Source organism: Caldovatus sediminis (assembly GCF_014644455.1).
In the GTDB taxonomy this organism is placed as follows: Bacteria; Pseudomonadota; Alphaproteobacteria; order Acetobacterales; family Acetobacteraceae; genus Caldovatus; species Caldovatus sediminis.
In genome coordinates this window covers 382032-403782 of the sequence record NZ_BMKS01000003.1, presented here as the reverse complement: position 1 = coordinate 403782, position 21751 = coordinate 382032, and the positions used below count along the sequence as shown (strand labels likewise).

The window sequence follows — 21751 nt, the reverse complement described above, 5'->3', positions numbered from 1 at the left end:
GCGATGTCCGGAAGCGGGTGGAGCAGGGCGGGCGCCGGGACGCGGAGGCCGCGCCGGGTCCTCCCTGGTCGCCGGGAGGGCAGGGGGAGGGGCGGCCATCCTGCGCCTCGGCCCGCGACACTGCCACAGGCCATGCCCGGACGACAGCACCCGCCCGCGCCGATCCGCCGCGAGGCAGGCCCGCCGCTGCGCACTGGAACGGCCGCCCTGGCTCTGTCAAAAGGGACGCATGGACCGCCGCCCGACCCGGGACCACGACGAGGAGAACTTCCCGACCGCCTCGCTGCTCCTCGCACGCCCGCTGCGCGCGCGCGTGCTCGCCTTCTACCGCTTCGTCCGGACCGCGGACGACATCGCCGACCATCCGCGCCTCGGCGCAGCACGGAAGCTCGCCGAGCTCGACGCGATGGAGCGCGCCCTCGACGACCCCGCGACCGCGCGGCGCGAGGCGCGGCGGCTGCACGACCTCGGCGTCGGCACGGAGGAGGCGCGGCGCATGCTCTCCGCCTTCCGCCAGGACGTGGAGAAGCGGCGCTATGCCGACTGGGCGGAGCTCGAGGACTACTGCACGCGCTCCGCCGATCCGGTCGGGCGGATGCTGCTCCGCCTGCACGGCGAGGACGCGGCGGCGGTCCCGGCGGCGGACGCGCTCTGCACCGCGCTGCAGGTCCTCAACCACCTGCAGGACCTGGTGCCGGACCGGAACGCGCTGAACCGCATCTACCTCCCCGAGCCGTGGCTGGAGCGGGCCGGCGGCGAGGCGGCGTTCTTCCTGCCCGCGCGCGCGGCGGAGCGGCGCGCGGTGCTCGACGCGGCGCTGCACCGGGTGGAGGCGAAGCTCGACGAGGCCGCCGCGCTGCCGCGCCTGCTGCGCTCGCGACGCCTGGCGATGCAGAGCGCGGTGACCATCGCGCTCGCCCGGCGCCTGCTCGCCCGGCTGCGCGCCGCCGACCCGGTGCCGCGGCGCGTGGCGCTGACGCGGCTCGACTTCGCGCGCGCCTTCGCCGGCGCGGCCTTCCCGCCGCCTTCCGACGCGGCGATCGTGCGCGCCGCGGTCCGGCGCGCCGGCTCCTCCTTCGCCCGCGGCATGGCGGCGCTGCGGGGCGAGCGGCGGCGCGCGCTCTGGGCCGTGTACGCCTTCTGCCGCGCCGTGGACGACATCGCCGATTCGGCGATGCCGGAGGCCGAGAAGCGCCGCTTCCTCCTGCTATGGCGCCGCAAGCTCGCCGCGCCGGACTGCGCCCTCTCGCGCGAGCTCGCCCTGGCGCGGGAGCGCTTCGCCCTGCCGCTCGCCGAGTGCGAGGCGATGATCGCCGGCATGGAGACCGACGCCGCCGACCGGGTGCGACTGGCCGACGAGGCGGCGCTCGAGACCTACTGCCGCCGGGTCGCCGGCAGCGTCGGCGCCATGGCGGTGCGCGTCTTCGGCGCGCCGGAGGCGGAAGCGTTCGGCCTCGCCCTCGGCCGCACCTTCCAGCTCGTCAACATCCTGCGCGATATCGACGAGGACGCGCTGCGCGAGCGCGTCTACCTGCCGCTCGACCTCCTCGCCGCGCACGGCATTGACGGCCAGGGCGTCTCCGCGGGGGAGATCGTGCGCCACCCCCGCCTTGCCGAGGCCTGCCGTCCGCTCGTGGCGCGCGCCCGCGACGGCTTCGCGCGCGCCGAGGCGGAGATCGCCCGCCTCGACGCGCGCGCCCTGCTGCCGGCGCGGGTGATGATGTGGGGCTACCGCCGGCTGCTCGACCGGCTGGTCGCCCGCGGCTTCGACGGCCCGCACCGGCCGCGCCCGCGCCTCACCGCGGCGGAGAAGCTGCGCATGGCGGTGATGGCGCTCGGCTTCGCCGCGCCCGAGAGGCAGCGCGCGGCGTGACGGTGCATGTGGTGGGCGGCGGCCTCGCCGGGCTCGCCGCCGCGCTGGCGCTGGCCCGGTCGGGGCGCGCCGTCGTGCTGCACGAGGCGGCGCCGCTGCTCGGCGGGCGCTGCCGCGCCCTGCCGGACGGCACCGACAACGGCACCCACGCGCTGATCGGCGCGAACCGCGCGGCGCGGCGCTTCCTCGACGCGATCGGCGCGGGCGACGCCTGGGTGGAGCCGGAGCCGGCGGGCCTGCCGGTCCTCGACCTGGCCGACGGGACGGCGCGGCGGATCGCGCTCTCGCCCGCCGCGTGGTGCGATGCCGCGCGACGGCCGCCCGGGCTTTCGGCGCGCGCGCTGCTCGCCCTCGCGCGCGTCGCGCTGCCGCTGCGGCGCGATCGCCCTGTCGCCGCCGTGATGGCCGCGCATCCGGCGCTGCACCGCGCGCTGGTCGAGCCGCTCGTCGTCGCCGCGCTCAACACGCCGAGCGAGGAAGCGTCCTCGCGCGTGCTCGGCGCGGTGCTGCGCCGCCTCGGCGCACCCGGCGCGGCGCGCCTGTTCGTCGCGCGCGAGGGCCTCGGCCCCGATCTCATCGCCCCCGCCCGCGCGGCGCTGGAGCGGGCGGGCGGCACGGTGCGCACGGGGGCGCGGCTGCGTGGACTCTCGCTCGCGGAGGGGCGCGTCGCGGCCCTGGACTTCGGCACCGGTCCGCAGCCGCTCGCATCCGGCGATGCGGTGGTGCTCGCCCTGCCGCCCTGGGAGACGGCGCGGCTCCTGCCGGACCTGCCCGTGCCCACGCGCTTCGCGCCGATCCTCAACCTGCATTTCGCCCGCGCCGCGCCCGGCGTTCCGGTGCGCTTCCTCGGCCTGCTCGGCGGCCTCGCGCAATGGGTGCTGGTGCGGCCGACCGGCGTCAGCGTCACGGTCAGCGCCGCGGACGAGGCGATCGAGGCCGAGGCGGAGGCGCTCGCCGCCCGGGCCTGGGGCGAGATCCGCGCCGCCGCGCAGGCCTTCGCCCTGCCCGGCGCATGGCCGGAGGCGCCGCCGCCCTGCCGCGCGGTGAAGGAACGCCGCGCGACGCCGCGCCACACGGCCGGCGCCGTGCCGCCCACCCCGCCGCGCCGGCCGCTGGCGAACCTCGCGCTCGCCGGCGACTGGACCCTGCCGGCGCTCCCGGCGACCATCGAGGCGGCGATCCGCTCGGGCGAGGCGGCGGCGCGCGCCCTGCGCGGCTAGGCCGCCGTCGCCTTGCCGCACCGGCTCCGCCGTGCCAGCGTCCGGCGCCTGCGCGAGCGGGGAGCGGAACGGACTCATGGCGGCGGAGATCGGCGCGAGCTTCAGGCTGGACGGGCAGCGCGCCCTCGTCACCGGCGCGAGCAGGGGGCTCGGCCGCGCCGCCGCCATCGCGATGGCCGAGGCCGGCGCCGAGGTCGTCCTCGCCGCCCGCTCCGCCGCGGAGCTCGACGCGCTGGCGGAGGAACTGACGGCCCGCGGCCTCTCGGCCCGCGCCCTGCCGCTCGACGTCACGGACAGCACCGCGACGCGCGAGGCGATCGCGCGCGAGGGGCCGTTCGACGCGCTGTTCAACAACGCCGGCGGCAACCGCCCGCAACCCTTCCTCGAGGTGGACGAGGCGACCTTCGACTGGATGTTCGCGCTGAACGTCCGCGCGGCCTACATGGTGAGCCAGGCGGTCGCGCGCGGCATGGTCGCGGCCGGGCGCAAGGGCGCGATCGTGCACATGACCTCGCAGATGGGCCATGTCGGCGGCCACAACCGCACCGTCTACTGCGGCACCAAGCACGCGCTGGAAGGGATGACGAAGGCGATGGCGCTGGAACTGGCGCCGTTCGGCATCCGCGTGAACGCGGTGGCGCCGACCTTCATCCTCACCGAACTGACGCGCGGCTGGGCGGAGGACCCGGCCTGGCGCGCCGAGATCCTGCCGCGCATCCCGCTCGGCCGGCTCGGCACGCCGCAGGACGTGGCGGGGGCGGTGGTGTTCCTCTGCTCCCCCGCCGCCGCGATGATCACCGGCCATTCCCTGCTGGTGGATGGCGGGTGGACGGCGCAGTAGAACGGCCACCGAACCGACCGCACACAGGACCTGATCCGCCATGCGCGACTTCCACCTCCCCGGCCGCAGCCCGGTTTTCGCCACGAACGGCATGGCCGCGACCTCCATGCCCGCGGCGACGCTGACGGCGCTCGACATCCTGCGCCAGGGCGGCAACGCGATGGACGCCGCGATCGCGGCCTGCGCCGTGCTCTGCGTGATCGAGCCGCACAGCACCGGCATCGGCGGCGACTGCTTCTGCCTCTACGTCCCCGCGGGCTCGGGGAAGGTGATCGCGCTCAACGGCTCCGGCCGCGCGCCGAGGGGGGCGACGCCGGAGGCGCTGCGCGCCGCCGGCCTCACCGCGATGGTCAACACCTCGGCCCATTCGGTGACGATCCCCGGCGCGATCAGCGCCTGGGAGCTGCTCAGCCGCACCCACGGCCGGCTCGGCCTCGACGCGCTGCTCCAGCCGGCGATCCGCTTCGCCGAGGAGGGCTTCCCGGTCTCGCCGCGGGTCGCGCACGACTGGGCCGGCCTGGTCGGCAAGCTGTCGCAGCACCCCGCGGCGGCGCGCCGGTTCCTGGTGAACGGCGAGGCCCCCGCCCCCGGCCACCGCTTCGTCCAGCCGGAGCTTGCGCGCACCCTCCGCGCCATCGCGCGGCACGGCAAGCGCGCCTTCTACGAGGGCGAGGTCGCCGCCGACATGGTGGCGACGCTCCGCGCCGCCGGCGGCACGCACACGGAGGAGGACTTCGCCCGCGGCGCCGACGTCGCCGAGTTCGTCGAGCCGATCTCCATCGCCTGGCGCGGCGTCGAAGTCTTCCAGTGCCCGCCCAACGGCTCGGGCATGCACGTCCTGCAGATCCTCGGCATCCTCGAGAACTTCGCGACACCCGAGGCGGGCGCCCTCTCCGCCGAGCGCTACCACCGCCACATCGAGGCGGCGCGCCTCGTTTATCGCGACCGCGACGCCTTCCTCGCCGACCCCTCGCGGGTGGAGGTGCCGGTCGCGCGCCTGACCTCGAGGGAGTACCTGAAGCGCCTCGCCGGCCTCATCCGCGACGACGCGGCGATGCGCGAGCTGCCGCCGGCGGGCGAAAGCGACTGGGCGAGGCACCGCGACACGGTCTATCTCTGCGTCGTGGACCGGGACGGCAACGCCTGCTCCTTCATCAACTCGCTGTTCGAGGGCTTCGGCTCCGGCATCCTCGCCGAGAGGTCGGGGGTGATGCTGCAGAACCGCGGCTTCGGCTTCCGGCTGCAGGAGGGCCATCCGAACTGCGTCGCGCCCGACAAGCGGCCGCTGCACACCATCATCCCCGGCATGGTCATGCAGGACGGGGAGGCGCTGATGCCCTACGGCGTCATGGGCGGGCGCTTCCAGCCGACCGGCCAGACGCTGTTCCTCGCCAACCACTTCGAGTTCGGCCTCGACGTGCAGGAGGCGCTCGACCTGCCGCGCCTGATGCCGCTGAACACGCCGCAGGGCGACGTGGTGCAGGTGGAGCGCGGCATCCCGGGCGAGGTCGTGGACCGCCTGAACCGGCTCGGCCACCACTGCGTCCTGGTCGAGAAGCCGCATGGCGGCGGCCAGGCGATCCGCATTGATCGCGCGCGCGGCGTCCTCGTCGGCGGCAGCGACCCGCGCAAGGACGGCTGCGCGCTGGGCTACTGAACGGGAGGAGGGACTCCGCCATGCCGATGCGGGCGATCAAGGCGGACATCACCACCCTCGACGTGGACGCGATCGTCAACGCCGCGAACGAGCGGCTCACGCCGGGCGGGGGCGTCAGCGGCGCGATCCACCGCGCCGCGGGGCCGGAACTCGCCGCCGCCTGCGCCGCCATCGGCCACTGCCCGACCGGCGAGGCGCGCATCACCCCCGGCTTCCGCCTCAAGGCGCGGCACGTGATCCACGCCGTCGGCCCGGTCTGGCACGGCGGCAGGCGGGGCGAGCCCGATCTCCTCGCCGGCGCCTACCGCGCCTCCCTCGCCCGGCTGCGCGAGGCGGGAGGGCGCTCCATCGCCTTCCCCGCCATCTCCACCGGCATCTACGGCTACCCGCTGCGCGAGGCGACGCGCATCGCCGTCGCCACGGTGCGCGACGATCTCGCCCGCAACGGCGACGATCTCGACGTCACCTTCGCCTGCTTCGACCAGCACACGCTCGACACCTACAACCAGGAACTCGCCGCGCCGTGACCGAACCCTGCGACCTCAGCGCCGTCGAGGCGCGCCGCCTGATCGGCCGCAAGGCCCTCTCGCCGGTCGAGCTGCTGGAGAGCTGCCTCGCCCGCATCGAGGCGATCAACCCCGCCGTCAACGCGATGACGGCGATGGACACCGACCGCGCCCGCGCCACCGCCCGCGCGGCCGAGCAGGCGGTGATGCGCGGCGAGCCGCTCGGCCCGCTGCACGGCCTCCCCCTCGGCGTGAAGGACCTGGAGGAGACGGAAGGCCTGCGCACCACCTGGGGCAGCCCGATCTTCCGCGACCACGTGCCGACGCGCGACGAGCACATGGTCGCCAATCTCCGCCGCGCCGGCGCGATCGTGGTGGGCAAGACGAACGTCCCGGAATTCGGCCTCGGCGCCAACACGCGCAACACCGTCTACGGCGCGACCGGCAATCCCTTCGACCCGACGAGGAGCGCCGCTGGCTCCTCCGGCGGCTCCGCCGCGGCGCTCGCCACCGGCATGGTGCCGATCGCCACCGGCTCCGACACCGGCGGATCGCTGCGCAACCCCGCGGCCTTCTGCGGCGTGGTCGGCTACCGCCCGAGCCCCGGCCTGGTGCCGGCGGAGCGGCGCGGCCACGGCTGGTCGCCGCTCTCGGTGCTCGGCCCGATGGCGCGCGACGTGCCGGACACCTGCCTGCTGCTCTCGGCGATGGCCTCGGACGATGCCTGCGACCCGCTCGCCTACACGCTGCACGGGCGCGCGGTGCGCGGCGACCCGGCGCTGTTCTTCCCGCCGCAGCGGGTGGACCTCGCGACGCTCCGCCTCGCCGCCACCGAGGATTTCGGCATCGCCCCGGTCGAGCGCCACATCCGCGAGATCTTCCGCAGCCGCGTCGCCGCCTGCCGCCCGCTGTTCCGCGAGGTGGCGGAGGGCGCGACGCCGGACTGCACCGGCACCGACGAGGCCTTCGAGGTGCTGCGCGCCACCGGGGCGCTGGCCGCGCACCTCGAGAAGGTGCGCACGCGGCCGCAGGACTGCGGCCCGAACGTCATCGCCAATGTCGAGGAAGGGTTGCGCTACACGCTGGCCGACCACGCCCGCGCGGCGAGCCTGCAGACGCAGATCTACCGCCGCTGGCAGGCCTTCTTCCGCGACCACGACGTGCTGATCTCGCCGGCGATCACGGTGAGCCCGCGCCCCTGGCGCGAGCTCTACCCGGCGGAGATCGACGGGCAGAGGACGCGCACCTACTACCACTGGCTGGCGCTCGCCTACGCGGTGACGCTGACCGGCCACCCGGCCGTCTGCCTGCCGGTCGGGGTGGACCGCAACGGCATGCCCTTCGGCCTGCAGATCGTCGGCCCGCGCGGCGGGGATGCCTTCGTCCTCGGCGTCGCGGCGGCGCTCGAGGAGGCCTTCGCCGCCGATCCCGCGCTCCGCCGCCCGGTGCCGGACCTCGCGAAGCTGCGCGCCGCGCCGGCGATCAGCGGGATGCCGGGCTTCCTCGGCTGGGACTGACGCGCGCCGCGGCCGGCCCCGTCCGCTCAGTAGCCGTAGTAGTAGTAGCGCGGCCTGCGGTAGTAGTAGCCGGGAGGCGGCGGGGCATAGTAGCCCGGTCCGTAATAGTAGCTCCGCCGCTGGCTCTCCGCCGCGATCGCCCCGCCCGCGAGGCCCGCCGCGGCGCCGATGCCGGCGCCGAGCAGGGCAGTCCGGGCCGGATCCACGCGGCCGTACGGATCGGTGCAGCCGGCAGCGAGCACTGTGCCGGCGAGGGCAAAGACGGTCAGAAGCGTGCTGTTCCGGCGAATGCGCATGCGTTCGTCCTCCTGGCCGCTCGAAGTGGTGCGCGGGCGCGGCGTTCCGAAGGCATCACGGTGTCGGATTCGGGGCGGTCGGGGAAGCGCGATCGCGGCGGACCTCAATTGCCGGTGCCGACCTCCGGCGTTCCGCGCTGCTGGAGATAGCGCCGCGCGTAGGTGCCGGGCCCCACCGTCGGCGGCACGTAGGCCTGCCCCGGCGCGGGCGGCGGTCGCAGGCGGGGCGCCGCGACCGGTGGCGGTGCCGGCGGGGGCAACGGCGGACGCGCCGCCGGCGGCGGCCCCCAGCGCGGCACCGAGGCGGCCGGCGGGGGCGGCGGCGCAAAGCGGGGGGGCGGCGGCGGGGCATAGCGCCGGGGCTCGACGTAGCGGTAGGACGGCGCGGTGTAGCCGTAGAGCAGCCCGCCATACGGCACGATGCCCGGGGCATAGTCATAGCCATAGCCGTACCGCTCATAGTAGCCGTTGTAGTACGCGTCGGCGCAGCCACCGGCGGCGAGCGTCAGTCCGATGGCGAGCACCGGGCGGGCGAGGGGGCGCATGGGTTGATCCTCCTGACGCAACAACCGTGATTGGCCCGCCGCGTTCCCTGAACCCCGGGCGCCGCGCCGGCAGGAGCGGGGACCGCCGTTCAGCCCCGCCCGCCCGAGAAGGCGTTGAAGGTCTGCAGCGTGTAGGTGTCCTTCACCCCCGGCACGGTCTGCAGCCGCTCCACCACGAACAGGCCGATGTCCTGGTCGGGCTGCAGGTAGAACTTGCCCATCAGGTCGTACTGGCCGGAGATCGAGTGCATCTCGGACAGCTCCTCGATCGAATCCGCCATCTCGCGCGCCACGCGATAGGCCTGTCCCATCTCGCACTTGATCATGACGAAGATCGCTTTCATGGGCCCTTGTGTCCTCGTGCCGCGAGGCTTCCGCAGGACGCTAGCGCGCCGGCGCACCGCGCGCCAAGCGAGGCGCATCGCGGTCGCCTCTCGGCGCTGCGCCCTTCAGTCCTTGAACGGGTCGAACTCGCCCGGCCCCGCCATCGCCACCGCGAAGGGGCGCAGCCAGTGCAGCACCCGCACCGTCCCCGCGTGGTGCGCCAGCACCTCCGACAGCCTCCGGTAGGCCATCGGGCTCTCGTCCAGGTCGCCGCCCGCCAGCATCACGCCGCGCCGCGCGAGCCAGGCGTCCATCTCGGCACGCGTGAAGCGTCGCTTCGCCTCCTTGCGCCCGACCACCCGCCCGGCCCCGTGCACTGTCGAGTACAGCGCCGCGGCGGACGTCTCGCTCTCGACTCCCTCCACGATCGCCGCATCGTCGCCCATGGAGCCGCCGACGAAGCCGCGCTGCCCGGGAAAGGCCGGTGTCGCCCCCTTGCGCACCACCCACAGGGGGCGCCCGCCATGCGTCTCCCGCCAGGCGTAGTTGTGGTGGTTGTGCACGGTGTCGGTCACGGTCCCGCCGATGATCCGGCGCGCCCGTTCCACCACCCATTCGCGCCCGGCGCGGGCGTAGCGCCCGGCCAGCTCCATTGCCGCGAGGTAGCGCCGCCCCACCTCGCTCTCCACGTCCACCACGGCGGGCGGCACGTTCATCCCCTCCCTGCCGCCGGCGAGCTTCAGGTAGCGCGTGGCTGCGGTGTGGCCGAGCCCGCGGCTGCCGAAGTGCACGCCGATCCAGACCTGCCCCTCCTCGTCGCGCATCAGGTCCACATAGTGGTTGCCCGCGCCGACCGTGCCGAGCTGCGCCATCGCCTTCGGCCGGTAATCCTCCATGCCGGAGGCGCGCCACGCCTCCGCGTCGTCGAACAGCGGATGCTCCACCCGCTCCGCGTTGACGCGGCCGATCCCGAAGGAGACGGAGCGGCGGATGTCGGCGAGGATCGGCCCGACCCTGTCGGCGATCGCCGCGAAGGGCACGTCGAGCCGCACCGCCAGGTTGCCGCAGCCGATGTCGAAGCCGACGCCGGAGATGCTGATCTGCCGCTCGTAGGCGATGACGCCGCCGACCGGCTGGGCGTAGCCGAGATGCGCGTCGGCGCAGACCACCCCGGCGACCGCGTTGCCGACGGCCATGCAGTTGCGCATCTGCGCGAGAGTGCCCTCGTCGTGCTCGCCGAAGACGCGCAGCGGCGCCTCCGCCTCGCCCGCGCGCCGTCGCGGCGCGACCTCGGCGCGCGCCGCGTCCCGGAAGCCGCACCAGAGCGGCATGCCGCGCCCGGCGCGATCGCCCGGCTTCGGCACGCGCGCATCGGGGTCGAGGCCTGCGGCGACCGCCAGCTCCCGCGCGCGCGGCTCGAGGGGGTCGGGGCGGCGGGGCACTTCTGCTCCTCTCTCGTCCGGGCGGAGTCTGGGCGGCGCGGCTTCCGGGTTCAAGGCGCCGCCGGAGCGTCGGCGCCGGAGGAAACCCTCGTGCCGGGGATGGACCGCGAGGTCGGGCCGCACCGCGCCGACCGCGATCGCCGCCGGCCGGGCACGCCGATCCGGTGCCGCCGCTCGGCGCCTCGCCTCCGGCGAGGAGGACCGCGCCGGTCATCCGCGGCCCGCGACGGCGGGCCGACTCGCCCCCGCGGCGCCTGCAGGCAGCCGGTGTCGGGGCGCGAGAACCGCTCTTCCCGCACGGAGCGGCGCCGCCTCGACCAGGGCGGCGAGCGGATCGGGGCCCGGCGCGATCGGTGCGGACGGGCCCTTCAGCGTGGCCCGGCCGCCTCCCGCCTCATGCGCGGCCGCCGGCGGGTCCACCCGGCCCCGCCGCCGGCGGCGCCTCGGCGAACCGCGCCAGCCGCACCGCCGTGTGGCCGCGCATCGCGCGCGGGCTCGGCATGACCAGCAGGCAGTCGTCGTAGGGCGTGCGGATCTCCTCCTCGCCGTCCAGCGCGATCAGCGTGTTGCGCTGCGCGATCACCTCGCCGCCGCGGAACTCGCGTAGGAAGGTGAAGGCCCCGCTCGCCGCGGCCACCGCGTGGGTCACCCGCGCGAAGCGCGGCCTTGCCGCGCGCGGCGCCTGTTCCGTCCCGCCGGGCGCGGCCGCGACGCCGAGCAGGCGCAGCAGCCGCCGCGCGCAGGCCGCGGCCGTGTCCACCGTTTCCGGCTCCCAGTGCTGGCCGGCCTCGACCAGCAGCGCGGTGGCGGTCCCGCGCGGATCGGCGAAGCGCGCGTAGTCGATGAGCCGCCGTCCCACCGCGTGCCCCTCGTCCGCCACGACTAGCGGCGGCAGGCCGACCGCCAGCGCGAGCCGCGCCCCGCGCTCCGTCGGCCCGCTCAGGATCAGCGGGTCGGAGGGCCACAGCATGGAGTGCATGTCGAGCACCACGTCGGCCGTGTCGAACACGCGCCGCAGCGCGCGCGCCCGGCGCAGCTCCGACGAGGGCCGCCCGCCGCCGCGGCCGCCGTCGTCGAGCAGCTCCGCGCTCCACACGCGGTTCATGTCCTCGTCGAGGAAGCGGCTCGCCGTCGGGTCGGCGGGGTCGAAGCGCGCGAAGGCGTCCAGGTTGGCGAACACGAAGCTGAGCCGCCCGCGCAGCGGCCGCATCCTGTCGCGCAGCCACGCCGTCAGCACGTGCGCGCCGGCGATCTCGTTGCCGTGCATCAGCGCGACCAGGACCAGATGCGGTCCCGGCGTCCCGGCGGCGAAGCTCCACACGCCCGGCAGCCCCGCATTGCCCTCGCGCCACGGCTCGAGGTCGGGCACCGGGAGGCGCACCTCCGTGCACGGCTTGGGCTGCGGCGGCGCGGCCGGCGCCGCGCCGGATCGCGGGTAGGGTTCGCTCTCCATCCGGCGGGCGACCTCCCTCAACGTTCCGGCGCGCGCGTGGCGCCGCACTGCGCCGCGACGGCACCCCGCGACGCTGTCCTCCGGCCGAACGCATCCGCCGACGATCCGATGAGGACTGCCATCGCCGACCTCCCCGATGCAGTCTATACGCCCGGCGGCGACCGGCAATCCGGCGGGGAGGGGACGATCCATGGATGCCACGGCGAATGGCGGCGCGCACGCGGCGGCGAATCCCGCGGCGGGACCGCCACCGCGCATTGCGATCCTCGGACTGCACCTCGAAGCCAACGCCTTCGCGCCGCCGACGACGCGCCAGGACTTCGTCCGCCTCTGCCTCGAGCGCGGCGGGCGCATCACCGCGCTGGCGCGCTCCGCGACCAGCCACCTCCCGGCGGAATTGCCCGGCTTCTACCGGCGCATGGACGCGACCGGCCCGTGGACTCCGGTGCCCGTGCTGATCGCCGCCGCGCCGCCCGGCGGGCCGCTCGAGCAGGCCGTGTTCCTCGATTTCCTCGACGAGATGCAATGCGGTCTCGCCGCCGCCCTGCCGCTTGAGGGCGTCTACATCGCGAGCCACGGCGCGAGCAGCGCGACGGGCGACGAGGATAGCGACGGCACCCTCGCCGCGATGGTGCGCCGTGTCGTCGGCCCCGCCGTGCCCGTGGTCTGCACGCATGACCTTCACTGCAATGTGAGCGAACGGATGCTGGAGGCGCTCGACGCCTTCGTCGCCTACCGCACCAACCCGCATGTGGACCAGGCCGCGCGCGCGGCCGAGGCGGCGGACCTGCTGCGCGAGCTTCTCGCCGGGGGCCGTTTCGCCAAGGCGTTCCTCCGCCTGCCCCTCGCGCCGCCGACGGTGACCCTGCTGACCAAGGAGGGCCCCTACGCCGATCTGATCCGCGACGCCGAGGCGCTGATGCGCACCGACCCCGCCATCGCCAACGCCTCCGTCACCGGCGGCTTCGTGTATGGCGACCTGCCGAAATGCGGGATGACGGTGACGGTGACGGCGCGCGGCGGCGACCTCGCGCGCGCGCGCCGCGCCGCGCTCGCGCTGGCGCGCCGTGCCTGGGCGGAGCGCGGGCGCCACACGCGGCGGCTTCTCTCCGTCGCCGAGGCGACGGCGATCGCGCTCGCCTCCGGGCGCGGCGAACGGCCGCCTGTGATCCTTGCCGATTCGGGCGACAACCCCGGCGGCGGCGGCCGCGGCAACACCGCCTGGCTGCTCTCCGCGCTGCACGGGGCGCGCGCGCCGGGCGTGGTGCTCGGCGTCTTCGTGGATCCCGCGCTGGCGGCGGAGGCGCAGGCGCTGGGCGAGGGCGCGCGCTTCCGCGCCTTGTTCAACCGCGTGGAATCGGAATTCTCGAAGCGCTTCGAGGCGCCGGCGCGGGTGCTGCGCCTCTCGGACGGAAGGGGCGTCGGCCGGCGCGGCACCATCGCGGGACGCGCCTTCGACCTCGGTCCCTCGGCGCTGCTCGAGCTGGAGGGGAGCGGCCTGCGCGTCGTCGTGGTCAGCCTGCGGCGGCAATGCCACGAGCCGCGGATGCTGGAGATGTTCGGCATCGACATCGCCGAGGCGCGGACGGTGGTGGTGAAGTCGCGCGGGCACTTCCGCGCCGGCTTCGACGAGTTCTTCCCCGACGACCGGATCTTCGAGGTGGACGCGCCCGGCCTGACCAGCCCGGTGCTCGCGAACTTCCCCTGGAGGCGCCTGCCGCGCCCGCTCTTCCCCCTCGACCCGGAGGCCGGATGGCGCGAGCCCGACTGGCCGGAGGCGGCGCCGGGCCCTTCCCAGGCGCCGGGACACGCCGTTTAATCCCGCCGCGAACAGGGAAGGGAGGGGGAGATGAGCGCCACCGGGACCGCCACGGCCGCGCCGCCGCCGCGCAACACCGTGCGGCTCCTCGCCGGCGGCCCGCTGGAGCTGCGCGGCGACCTCCGCATCAAGGGCGATCCGATCGGCGCCGAGGCCTGGCTCTGCCGCTGCGGCCAGTCGAACAACAAGCCGCATTGCGACGGCAGCCACCGCAGCGCGGCCTGCCCGCTGCCGGGCGACTGCGCGCCGCGCGAGCCGGCGGCCGTCGCGGCCGCTCCGGCGCCCGCGGACGGCGCGCTCGAGATCGAGCCGCGCCCGAACGGCCCCAACCGCCTCACCGGCGACTTCGCGGTGCTGAACGCGCGCGGCGAGGTGATCGAACGACTGACCCAGGCCGCCTTCTGCCGCTGCGGCCAGTCGAAGAAGGCGCCCTATTGCGACGGCACGCACCGCGGCATCGGCTTCGTCGCGCCGTAGGCATGCCGCGCCGAACGCCGGGCACGGTCGGTCGCAGCGGCGGCATGCCGCCGCGCGCCGCCCGCGCCTGCCCGCGTCACTCCCCGGGCACCGCCTCCAGCGCCGCGAGGTAGCGCGCGACCGAGCGCGCCACCGCCGCCTTGCCGCCGGAGGGGATGTCGCGCCCCGGGAAGGCGCCATGCACGGCGTCGAACTCCAGCGCCGCGAGCACCGCGCCCATGCGCGCCACCTCCGCCGCCGGCAGCGGGATCATGTTCGGGTAGCTCCACAGGAAGCTCACATGCCGGTCCGGCGCCACCTGCGCGATGTCGCCGGAGAGCAGCGCGCCGCCCCGGCCGTTCGCCCAGTGCAGCACCGTCCCGCCCGCGAAGTGCCCGCCGAGCCGGTGCAGCGTCACCCCGGGCAGCAGGGCGCGGGCCTCGCCCTCCCAGAAGCGCAGCGCCCCCGCGTCCGGCCGCATCACGTGCCGGCGGTCCGCCGCGTGCAGCCACACCGGGCAGCCGAAGGCGCGCGACCACTCGACCATGGCGGAGTAGTAGTGGGGATGGGAGATGGCGATCGCCGCGAGCCCGCCGAGGCCGCGCACCAGCGCCACCGTCGCCTCGTCGAGCAGCGTGATGCAGTCCCACAGCACGTTGCCGTGCGGCGTCCGCACCAGCAGCGCGCGCTGGCCGATGCCGACCTGCGGCACGGAATGGATCGCCAGCAGGTCGGCCGCGACCTGGCGCCAGGCGTTCGCGTGCCCGCGCGCGCGCAGCGCCTCCAGCGTCGTCCAGGCCTGCCCGCCGGACGGCACGTACTGGCGCGGGTCCTCGCAGATCGGGCAGCAAGGGGGTGGCGCCTCGCCGCTGTCGGCGAACTGGGTGCCGCAGGTCGCGCAGACGAAATGCGCCATCGCGCGCGTGCTCCTCTCCCCATGTCCGGGCGCGCCTGCTCAGCGCGTCCGCGTCGCCATCGCCGCCTGCCGCGCCTCCGCCACCAGCCGCTCGAGCGTGGGCAGGTCGAGCGCGCCCGGAACCAGCCGCTCGCCGATCACCAGCGCCGGCGTCCCCTCGACCCCGATCTCGCGGGCCAGCCGCAGGTTGGCCTCGATCCGCCGCTGGATCGCCGGATCGTCCATCTCCCGCCGCAGCCGCGCCCAGTCGAGGCCGAGCCGCTCCGCCTGTTCGCGCAGCACGCCCTCGGGCGTGTCCCCGCGCAGTCGCAGCAGCGCGTCCTGGAATTCGAGGTACTTCCCCTGCCGCTGCGCCGCGAGCAGCGCGCGTGCCGCGAGCGCGCTGTTCGGCCCGAGGATCGGCAGGTCCTTGAGCACCAGGCGCAGCCGGCCGTCGCGCCGCAGCAGCTCCTCGATCGCCGGATGGATCTGGCGGCAGAAGCTGCAGCGCACGTCGAAGAACTCGACGATGGTGACGTCGCCGCGCGGATTGCCCTTCACCGGATCGGCCGGGTCGCGGAACAGCGCCTCCGCGTGCCGCGCGATCGCCTCGCGCGCGCGGTCGCCGCGCGCACGGATCTCGGATTCCTCGAGCGCGACCAGCGCGTCGCGCAGGATGGACGGGTCCTGGCGCAGCGCCTCCCGCAGGATCTCGACGATCGCGCGGCGCTGCTCCGGCGTGAAGCCGGCGCCCGCCCCGTCGTCCCGGGCGGACGCCGGACCGCCGCCGGCCAGCAGCGCCGCCGCGCAGGCGAGGGCGAGGACACGCCTCACCGTCCCCGCTCCTGCCGTTCCCGCCGCATCCGGTCCTCCAGCTCGCGCTCCTCGCGCGTCATGTTCTCGCGCCGTGTTGCGTTGCGCAGGTCGGTCGCGCGCAGCCGCGCCGGCCCCGGCGGCAGTGCCTGCTCCGCCCGCCGCGCCAGCAGCCGCGCCGCCGGGTAGTCGCCGTTGAGGATCGCCTCCTCGGCGAGGGCGAGGTCGGCGAGCGCGGCCTGCCCGGCGCGCCCCCGGGCGAGGCCGAGCTGGCGCCAGGTGAAGGCCGAGTCGCGCTCGAGCCGCAGGCTCGCCTCGAACTCCTCGATCGCCTGGCGCAGCAGCGCCGGGTCGCCCGTTTCCATCAGCGCCCGCCCGTAGGCGGTGCGGATCAGCGCCTGCGCCGGGGCCAGCCGCACCGCGTCGCGATAGGCCGCGATCGCCTCCCGCGGCCGGCCACCCTCGAACAGCACCTGCCCCTTCATCTCGTGCAGCCAGGGGCTGGCGGGCTGCTCGCGGATCAGGGTGTCGAGCATCCGCGCCGCCTCGTCGATCCGCCCGGAGCGGAAGTACTGGATCGCCCGCGCGTACCGCGCCGGGGCGGAGCGGTCGCTCTCCGGATAGCGCCGCCAGACGATGCTGCCGCTCTCGAGGAAGCCGTCGAGCTTGGCCCGCACCATCGCGAAGCCGGCCTCGATCGGGGCCGGCAGCGGCGCGTCGGCGTAGCGGCTGCGGGCGAGCTGCTCGCGCACGAACTCCAGCCGGTCGCGGGAGAGCGGATGGGTCCGCAGATAGGGGTCCTGGCGCGAGACCGAGAGCAGCTCCTGGTCCTGCAGCCGCAGCAACAGCCGCTCCAGCCCGCGCGCGGACCAGCCGTTGCGCTCGAGCAGGGTGATCGCCGCCTGGTCCGCCGCCTGCTCCTGCTGGCGGGTGAAGGCGTAGAGCTCGCTCATCGCGACCGCCTGGCCGCCGAGCGCGATCGCCGCCGCCGCGTCGCCCCGTCCGCTCGCCGCCGCCGCCGCGCCGCCCAGCAGCATGGCGACGATCGAGCGGATCATCGCGGCCCGCATCTGCTCCGGCAGCCGCGCCAGGTGGCCGCCCGAGATGTGGCCGGTCTCGTGCGCCAGCACCCCGACCAGTTCGGAGGCGTCCGAGGCCTGCTGGATCAGGCCGGTGTGGATGAACAGCCGGTTGCCGGTCGTCACGAAGGCGTTTATGGCCCGGTTCTGGATCAGGGTGATGCGCACCAGGGCGGGGTCGACGCCGGCGGCGCGGAACAGGGGCTCGGTGATGCTGCGGATCAGCGTCTCCGTCTCCGCGTCGCGGATCGTCACGATCGCCGGGGCGGCCGCGCCCTGGGCCCAGGCGCGCCAGGGAAGGGCCAGGACCGGCACGATGTGGCAGAGAACGAGCAGCGTTGTGACGAGGGTGCGCAGCGGAGGCGGGCGCTTCATGGCGTCCAGCCTACCCCGCCGGCACCCCCGCGGGCCAGCCGGGGTGGCGCTGGCCGCGCTGCTCGTCCTCTCCCTGGCGCCGGGCTGCGCGGCCGTCGATTCGCTGATCCCCCGCATCGACTCCGGCCCGCGCGTCGGGCAGCCCGGATACGTGCGCGGCTTCCTTGGGGGCGTGGCGGCGGAGGAGCCGCGCGCCGCGCTGGTCGCGCGCGAGGTCCTCTCGGCCGGCGGCTCCGCCACCGATGCGGCCGTCGCGGCCGGCCTGACGCTGGCGGTGACGCTTCCCTCCCGCGCCGGCCTCGGCGGCGGCGGCGCCTGCCTGGTGTTCGAGCCGGACCGGCGGAGCGGGGCGGAGGCGGTGGTGTTCCCGGCCGGCGCCCGGTCCGGCGCCCTGCCCGGCGGCGCCGACCGGCCGGCCGCCGTCCCCATGCTCGCCCGCGGCCTGTTCGCCCTGCACACCCGCGGCGGGCGGCGCCCCTTCGAGGAGCTGCTGGCCGAGGCCGAACGGCTCGCGCGGCTGGGCACCCCGGTCAGCCGCGCGCTGGCCCAGGACCTCGCGGCGGTGCATGGCCCGCTCTTTGCCGACCCCGCCGCCCGCGCGGTCTTCGCCCGCCCGGACGGTGCGCCGCTCGCCGAGGGCGACCGGCTGGTGCAGGCCGATCTCGCCGCGACGCTCGCGACCCTGCGGATCTCGGGCGTCGGCGACCTCCACCAGGGCGGGTTCGCGCGCCGGCTGGCGGAGGCCTCGGTGCGCGCCGGCGGGGGCCTCACGGTCGCCGAGCTGCGCTCCGGCGTGCCGCGGATCCTCCCCGCCGCCCAGCTCCGCGCCGGCAACGACGTCGTCGCCTTCCTGCCGCCCGAGGCGGATGGCGGGCTCGGCGCCACGGCGGCGGCGTGGCAGCAGGGCGCCGGCGATCCGGCCCGGATCCTTTCCGTCGTGACCCCGGTGTCGGCCGGCCCCGGCTTCGGCGCCAGCACCGCGCTGGTGACGCTCGACCGGGACGGCGGAGCGGTGGCCTGCGCCTTCAGCATGAACAACCTGTTCGGCACCGGGCGGGTGGCGCAGGGCACCGGGATCCTGCTGGCCGCCGCGCCAAACCTGGGGGCGGTGGCGCCGGCCCCCCTCGCCGCCGCACTGGCGAGCAACGCCAACCTGCGCGCCTTCCGCGCGGCCGTGGCGGGCAGCGGCCAGCAGGCGGCCCCGGTGGCGGTGGCCGCGACCATGGCGCAGATCCTCGGCGGCGCCGCGCCTGCCGCAGCGATCACCGCGGCGGCGCCGGAGCCCGCCCGGGTGGTGGCGATCGGCTGTTCCCGCTATCTGCCCGGCTACGCCGAATCCTGCGCCGCGGCGAGCGATCCGCGCGGCGCCGGCGCCGCACTCGGCGGCAGCGAGCGGTGAGGGCAGGGGATCGCGCCTGCCATCCCGCCGGAAGGCCAGCGCCGGTGCTGGCCGCGGCGTGACGGGGCGGCCCCGGCGCCGTTCGGGAGAGGAGTGGCGGACAGTGCCGCTGAAGGTCGGGCGCGGGGCGGAGGCACCGCCCTTCCTGGTGATGGACGTGATCGCCGCCGCCAACGCGCGCGCCGCCGCGCTGCCCCCCGGCGCGCCGGGCGTGATCCGCATGGAGGTCGGCCAGCCCGGCACCGGCGCCCCGCGCGGCGCGGCGGAGGCCGCCATCCGCGCGCTCCGCGCCGGCGCCCCGCTCGGCTACACCGAGGCCTTCGGCCTGCGCTCCCTGCGCGAGCGCATCGCCCGCCACTACGCCGAGCGCTACGGGCTCGCCGTGCCGGCCGCGCGCATCGCGGTGACGGTCGGGGCCTCCGGCGCCTTCCCGCTCGCCTTCCTCGCCGCCTTCGACCCGGGCGACGCGGTGGCGATGGCCGCGCCCTTCTATCCGCCCTACGCCAACATCCTGACCGCGCTCGGCATGCGCCCGCTGCTGCTGCCCTGCGACGCGGCGACGCGCTTCCAGCCCACGGTGGCCATGCTCGAGCGGCTCGACCCGCGCCCGGCCGGGGTGATCGTCGCGAGCCCCTGCAACCCCGCCGGCACCATGCTGGCGCCGGAGGAACTGGCGGCGATCGCCCGCTGGTGCCACGCGGAGGGCGTGCGGCTGATCTCGGACGAGATCTACCACGGGCTGGTCTACGGCGAGGTGAGGGAGGCCAGCGCGGCGGCGTTCTCCGGCTCCGCCGTGGTGGTGAACAGCTTCTCCAAGTACTTCTCGATGACCGGCTGGCGCGTCGGCTGGATGGTGCTGCCGGAGGACCTGGTCCGCCCGGTCGAGCGCCTGGCGCAGAACCTGTTCATCAGCGCCCCGCACGTCGCGCAGGTGGCGGCGGAGGCCGCCTTCGACTGCATCCCCGAGCTGGAGGAGAACCGCGCCCGCTACCGCCGCAACCGCGACCTGCTGCTGCGCGCGCTGCCGGCGGCGGGGCTCGACCGGCTCTCGCCCGCCGACGGGGCGTTCTACCTCTGGGCCGATGTCGGCCACCTGACCAACGACAGCCCGGAGTTCTGCGCCCGCATGCTGCGCGAGGCCGACATCGCCGCGACGCCCGGCGTGGACTTCGACCGCGAGCGCGGCAGCCGCTTCGTGCGCTTCAGCTACTGCGGGCCGGAGGCGGACATGGCGGAGGCGGCGGAGCGGCTGGGGCGGTGGCTTGCGCGATAGCCGGCGCGGGCGCGAAGGCGGTCGGCGCCTTCGTTCGCCACGACAGTTTCCGATGCGCGACCCGATGCGGGGTGATGACCGATGCCCGGCAGCGACATCGAGAGGCACGGCCCGTTGGGCATCTACCATTTTGCGGAGGACTTCTTCGCGACCGCGGTCCATACAGCCGAGGCGCTGGACGCCAAGCGGCTGCGGCTCCACTTCGGCGATTTCGTGGCCTATCACCTCCACGCCCATTCCATCGAGTTGGTGCTGAAGGCGTTCCTGCGAACCGCCGGGGTCGGCAACGACGACCTCAGGCGGCGCTACGGCCACGACCTGTCGGCACTCCTGCGCGATGCGGTCGCAGCCGGCATGGCCCTCGGCGGGCAAGAGGAGCACACGCGAGAGGTCGTGGATTGGCTCAACGAGCACGGCAAGGCGCAGACCTTCCGCTACTTCGAGGCGGGCAGCCGTCGCCTGCCCCCGCTCGCCGATGTGAAGGACGCGAACCGGCGGCTGCTTGCCGCCGCGCGATGCGCCTGCCGACGCTCGATCGCATGACGAGGGGCGCCCGCCGTCCGGCGCGGCATTTCACCCCCCGTGCCGCGCCCGCGAATCCTCCGGCGCCTGCTCGCGCCGCTCCGCCATCCCGTAGTCCCGCAGCACCGCCGCCACGCGCAGCCGGTAGCCGGCGAAGACCCCCGCCCGCCCCGCCGCCTGCGCCGCGCGGTGCGCGACGTGGTTGCGCCAGCGCGCCACCGCCGCCTCGTCCTCCCAGAACGACAGCGAGAGCAGCTTCGCCGGATTGCTCAGGCTGCGGAACCGCTCCACCGAGATGAACCCCGGCATCCTCTCCAGCTCCGGCCGCAGCCGGGCGGCATGGTCGAGATACTCGTCGTTGCGGCCCTCCGCGGGCTCGACCTCGAAGATGACGGCGATCATGCGGGCGGGGCCTCCCTCGGTCCGGCGCGATTCGCGCGCACCCTAGCACGCCGCCCGCCGAGGCCCTTCGTCCGCCGGCGAAGCGTCCGGCCCGCATCCGCGCTAGGCTCGCCCGCGCCATGCCCCCCGGATTCGCCGCCACCGCCGCGCTGCTCGCCGATCCGGCGCGCTCGGCCATGCTGCACGCCCTGCTCGGCGGCGAGGCGCTGACCGCGGGCGAGCTCGCCCGCATCGCCGGCGTCGCGCCGCCGACCGCGAGCGGGCATCTGGCGCGGCTCGTCGGCGGCGGCCTCGTCGCGGTGCACCGGCAGGGACGGCACCGCTACCACCGCCTCGCCTCCGAGGAGGTGGCGGCGGCGCTCGAGGCCCTCGGCGGCCTCGCCGCCCTCGCCGCCGCTGCCTCGCCGCGCCGCCCCTGGCCGCATGGCGAGGCCTTCCGCACCGCGCGCCTCTGCTACGACCACCTGGCCGGGCGCGTCGGCGTCGGGCTGCATGCGCGCATCACCGGCGCCGGCTGGCTCGCCCTCGCCCCGGGTGGCTGGGGGCTGACCGGGGAGGGGGCGCAGCGCCTCGCCGCGCTCGGCCTCGATCTCGAGGCGGCGCGCCAGGCCCGCCGCTTCGCCTGCGACTGCATGGACTGGTCGGAGCGCCGGCCGCACCTCGCCGGCGGGCTCGGGCGCGAGCTGGCGCGGGCGCTGCTGCGCCGCGGCTGGCTGCGCCGCACGGCGCCGCGCGGCGAGGGGGACCCCTTCGCCCGCCGCCGCCTCGCGCCCACGCCGGAGGGCGCGCGGGCGCTGCGCGAGGCGTTCGGCCTCGACCTCGCCGCGTGACGCCGACCGGAAGCCTCGGGCGCCGCCGCGCAGGGGAAGGCCCCGGCGGCGGAGGCCATGCCTGCGCGCTGCGGGCACCCCGCCTCGCTCGTGAGACGCGCCCCTGGGGCGTCGCCGGTCTCGCCAGCGCGACGAGGGCGGGCCTCACGAAGGCTGCGCGCCTCGGGGACCGATCGCCACGTCGCCGCCGGGATGTCCGAAACCGCTTCTCCTC

Annotated in this window: 21 protein-coding genes; 12 read left to right on the top strand and 9 right to left on the bottom strand. The window is 76.0% G+C overall.

Going from position 1 to position 21751, the window contains the following annotated elements:
* Positions 1-229: 229 nt before the first annotated feature.
* The 6 genes from IEX99_RS07050 to IEX99_RS07025 all read left to right on the top strand — a co-directional run bounded on the left by IEX99_RS07050 (position 230) and on the right by IEX99_RS07025 (position 7614).
* Complete coding sequence (locus IEX99_RS07050) at positions 230-1873, top strand: squalene/phytoene synthase family protein (RefSeq protein ID WP_188899302.1); 1644 nt, start codon at positions 230-232, stop codon at positions 1871-1873.
* Positions 1870-3093: a hydroxysqualene dehydroxylase gene (locus IEX99_RS07045; RefSeq protein ID WP_188899301.1), complete on the top strand. Its 1224-nt coding sequence runs from the start codon at positions 1870-1872 to the stop codon at positions 3091-3093. Before IEX99_RS07050 ends, IEX99_RS07045 begins: the two co-directional genes overlap by 4 nt.
* A gap of 76 nt (positions 3094-3169) precedes the next feature.
* Positions 3170-3934 (top strand): SDR family NAD(P)-dependent oxidoreductase, encoded by a 765-nt coding sequence (locus tag IEX99_RS07040; protein WP_188899300.1) that lies wholly within the window; start codon positions 3170-3172, stop codon positions 3932-3934.
* Positions 3935-3974: 40 nt separating this feature from the next.
* Positions 3975-5591 (top strand): gamma-glutamyltransferase, encoded by a 1617-nt coding sequence (ggt, locus tag IEX99_RS07035; RefSeq protein ID WP_188899299.1) that lies wholly within the window; start codon positions 3975-3977, stop codon positions 5589-5591.
* Positions 5592-5611: 20 nt separating this feature from the next.
* Complete coding sequence (locus IEX99_RS07030) at positions 5612-6118, top strand: O-acetyl-ADP-ribose deacetylase (protein WP_188899298.1); 507 nt, start codon at positions 5612-5614, stop codon at positions 6116-6118.
* Complete coding sequence (locus IEX99_RS07025; RefSeq protein ID WP_188899297.1) at positions 6115-7614, top strand: amidase; 1500 nt, start codon at positions 6115-6117, stop codon at positions 7612-7614. Before IEX99_RS07030 ends, IEX99_RS07025 begins: the two co-directional genes overlap by 4 nt.
* Before the next feature lie 26 nt (positions 7615-7640).
* Here the strand turns inward: IEX99_RS07025 and IEX99_RS07020 are convergent, their stop codons facing one another.
* From IEX99_RS07020 to IEX99_RS07000, 5 genes are all read right to left on the bottom strand, one after another.
* Positions 7641-7910, bottom strand: a complete 270-nt coding sequence (locus IEX99_RS07020) for a hypothetical protein (RefSeq protein ID WP_188899386.1) — start codon at positions 7908-7910, stop codon at positions 7641-7643.
* Between the two features lie 104 nt (positions 7911-8014).
* On the bottom strand, positions 8015-8455 hold the full coding sequence (locus IEX99_RS07015) for a hypothetical protein (RefSeq protein ID WP_188899296.1): 441 nt from the start codon (positions 8453-8455) through the stop codon (positions 8015-8017).
* An 89-nt stretch (positions 8456-8544) separates the two neighbouring features.
* Positions 8545-8799, bottom strand: coding sequence for an Lrp/AsnC ligand binding domain-containing protein (locus IEX99_RS07010; RefSeq protein WP_188899295.1), 255 nt, complete (start codon positions 8797-8799; stop codon positions 8545-8547).
* 105 nt (positions 8800-8904) lie between these two features.
* Positions 8905-10221: an RtcB family protein gene (locus tag IEX99_RS07005; RefSeq protein ID WP_188899294.1), complete on the bottom strand. Its 1317-nt coding sequence runs from the start codon at positions 10219-10221 to the stop codon at positions 8905-8907.
* A 394-nt stretch (positions 10222-10615) separates the two neighbouring features.
* Positions 10616-11674, bottom strand: a complete 1059-nt coding sequence (locus IEX99_RS07000; protein ID WP_188899293.1) for a M14 family metallopeptidase — start codon at positions 11672-11674, stop codon at positions 10616-10618.
* 190 nt (positions 11675-11864) lie between these two features.
* Between IEX99_RS07000 and IEX99_RS06995 the strand changes: the two genes are divergently transcribed.
* Both IEX99_RS06995 and IEX99_RS06990 read left to right on the top strand, forming a co-directional pair.
* Positions 11865-13493, top strand: a complete 1629-nt coding sequence (locus IEX99_RS06995) for a M81 family metallopeptidase (protein ID WP_188899292.1) — start codon at positions 11865-11867, stop codon at positions 13491-13493.
* A gap of 30 nt (positions 13494-13523) precedes the next feature.
* Positions 13524-13970 (top strand): CDGSH iron-sulfur domain-containing protein, encoded by a 447-nt coding sequence (locus tag IEX99_RS06990; RefSeq protein WP_188899291.1) that lies wholly within the window; start codon positions 13524-13526, stop codon positions 13968-13970.
* A gap of 76 nt (positions 13971-14046) precedes the next feature.
* Here IEX99_RS06990 and IEX99_RS06985 read toward each other — a convergent pair whose 3' ends face one another.
* From IEX99_RS06985 to IEX99_RS06975, 3 genes are read right to left on the bottom strand one after another with little or no spacing between them, the layout of a single operon-like run.
* Positions 14047-14865: an MBL fold metallo-hydrolase gene (locus IEX99_RS06985; protein ID WP_188899290.1), complete on the bottom strand. Its 819-nt coding sequence runs from the start codon at positions 14863-14865 to the stop codon at positions 14047-14049.
* A 39-nt stretch (positions 14866-14904) separates the two neighbouring features.
* Positions 14905-15678, bottom strand: a complete 774-nt coding sequence (locus IEX99_RS06980; RefSeq protein ID WP_188899289.1) for a DsbA family protein — start codon at positions 15676-15678, stop codon at positions 14905-14907.
* The gene (locus IEX99_RS06975) at positions 15675-17111 is read right to left on the bottom strand and encodes a M48 family metalloprotease (protein WP_188899288.1); all 1437 of its coding nucleotides are present in this window, start codon (positions 17109-17111) and stop codon (positions 15675-15677) included. Before IEX99_RS06975 ends, IEX99_RS06980 begins: the two co-directional genes overlap by 4 nt.
* A 43-nt stretch (positions 17112-17154) precedes the next feature.
* Between IEX99_RS06975 and IEX99_RS06970 the strand changes: the two genes are divergently transcribed.
* The 3 genes from IEX99_RS06970 (at position 17155) to IEX99_RS06960 (ending at position 20326) form a co-directional block, all read left to right on the top strand.
* The gene (locus IEX99_RS06970) at positions 17155-18510 is read left to right on the top strand and encodes a gamma-glutamyltransferase (RefSeq protein WP_229677853.1); all 1356 of its coding nucleotides are present in this window, start codon (positions 17155-17157) and stop codon (positions 18508-18510) included.
* 103 nt (positions 18511-18613) lie between these two features.
* Positions 18614-19783: a pyridoxal phosphate-dependent aminotransferase gene (locus IEX99_RS06965; protein WP_188899286.1), complete on the top strand. Its 1170-nt coding sequence runs from the start codon at positions 18614-18616 to the stop codon at positions 19781-19783.
* An 81-nt stretch (positions 19784-19864) separates the two neighbouring features.
* On the top strand, positions 19865-20326 hold the full coding sequence (locus tag IEX99_RS06960) for a HEPN domain-containing protein (protein ID WP_188899285.1): 462 nt from the start codon (positions 19865-19867) through the stop codon (positions 20324-20326).
* Positions 20327-20356: 30 nt separating this feature from the next.
* Here IEX99_RS06960 and IEX99_RS06955 read toward each other — a convergent pair whose 3' ends face one another.
* On the bottom strand, positions 20357-20707 hold the full coding sequence (locus IEX99_RS06955; RefSeq protein WP_188899284.1) for an antibiotic biosynthesis monooxygenase family protein: 351 nt from the start codon (positions 20705-20707) through the stop codon (positions 20357-20359).
* Positions 20708-20826: 119 nt separating this feature from the next.
* On the opposite strand from IEX99_RS06955, the gene IEX99_RS06950 reads away from it, so the two are divergent.
* Positions 20827-21537, top strand: a complete 711-nt coding sequence (locus IEX99_RS06950) for an ArsR/SmtB family transcription factor (protein WP_188899283.1) — start codon at positions 20827-20829, stop codon at positions 21535-21537.
* The last annotated feature ends 214 nt before the right edge of the window (positions 21538-21751 follow it).

Excerpts from the sequence above, each read along its gene's own strand:
- IEX99_RS07050 (WP_188899302.1), top strand. The coding sequence starts at position 230 with ATGGACCGCCGCCCGACCCGGGACCACGACGAGGAGAACTTCCCGACC.
- IEX99_RS07040 (WP_188899300.1), top strand. The coding sequence starts at position 3,170 with ATGGCGGCGGAGATCGGCGCGAGCTTCAGGCTGGACGGGCAGCGCGCC.
- ggt (WP_188899299.1), top strand. The coding sequence starts at position 3,975 with ATGCGCGACTTCCACCTCCCCGGCCGCAGCCCGGTTTTCGCCACGAAC.
- IEX99_RS07030 (WP_188899298.1), top strand. The coding sequence starts at position 5,612 with ATGCCGATGCGGGCGATCAAGGCGGACATCACCACCCTCGACGTGGAC.
- IEX99_RS07020 (WP_188899386.1), bottom strand. The coding sequence starts at position 7,910 with ATGCGCATTCGCCGGAACAGCACGCTTCTGACCGTCTTTGCCCTCGCC.
- IEX99_RS07015 (WP_188899296.1), bottom strand. The coding sequence starts at position 8,455 with ATGCGCCCCCTCGCCCGCCCGGTGCTCGCCATCGGACTGACGCTCGCC.
- IEX99_RS07010 (WP_188899295.1), bottom strand. The coding sequence starts at position 8,799 with ATGAAAGCGATCTTCGTCATGATCAAGTGCGAGATGGGACAGGCCTAT.
- IEX99_RS07000 (WP_188899293.1), bottom strand. The coding sequence starts at position 11,674 with ATGGAGAGCGAACCCTACCCGCGATCCGGCGCGGCGCCGGCCGCGCCG.
- IEX99_RS06995 (WP_188899292.1), top strand. The coding sequence starts at position 11,865 with ATGGATGCCACGGCGAATGGCGGCGCGCACGCGGCGGCGAATCCCGCG.
- IEX99_RS06990 (WP_188899291.1), top strand. The coding sequence starts at position 13,524 with ATGAGCGCCACCGGGACCGCCACGGCCGCGCCGCCGCCGCGCAACACC.
- IEX99_RS06985 (WP_188899290.1), bottom strand. The coding sequence starts at position 14,865 with ATGGCGCATTTCGTCTGCGCGACCTGCGGCACCCAGTTCGCCGACAGC.
- IEX99_RS06975 (WP_188899288.1), bottom strand. The coding sequence starts at position 17,111 with ATGAAGCGCCCGCCTCCGCTGCGCACCCTCGTCACAACGCTGCTCGTT.
- IEX99_RS06960 (WP_188899285.1), top strand. The coding sequence starts at position 19,865 with ATGCCCGGCAGCGACATCGAGAGGCACGGCCCGTTGGGCATCTACCAT.
- IEX99_RS06955 (WP_188899284.1), bottom strand. The coding sequence starts at position 20,707 with ATGATCGCCGTCATCTTCGAGGTCGAGCCCGCGGAGGGCCGCAACGAC.
- IEX99_RS06950 (WP_188899283.1), top strand. The coding sequence starts at position 20,827 with ATGCCCCCCGGATTCGCCGCCACCGCCGCGCTGCTCGCCGATCCGGCG.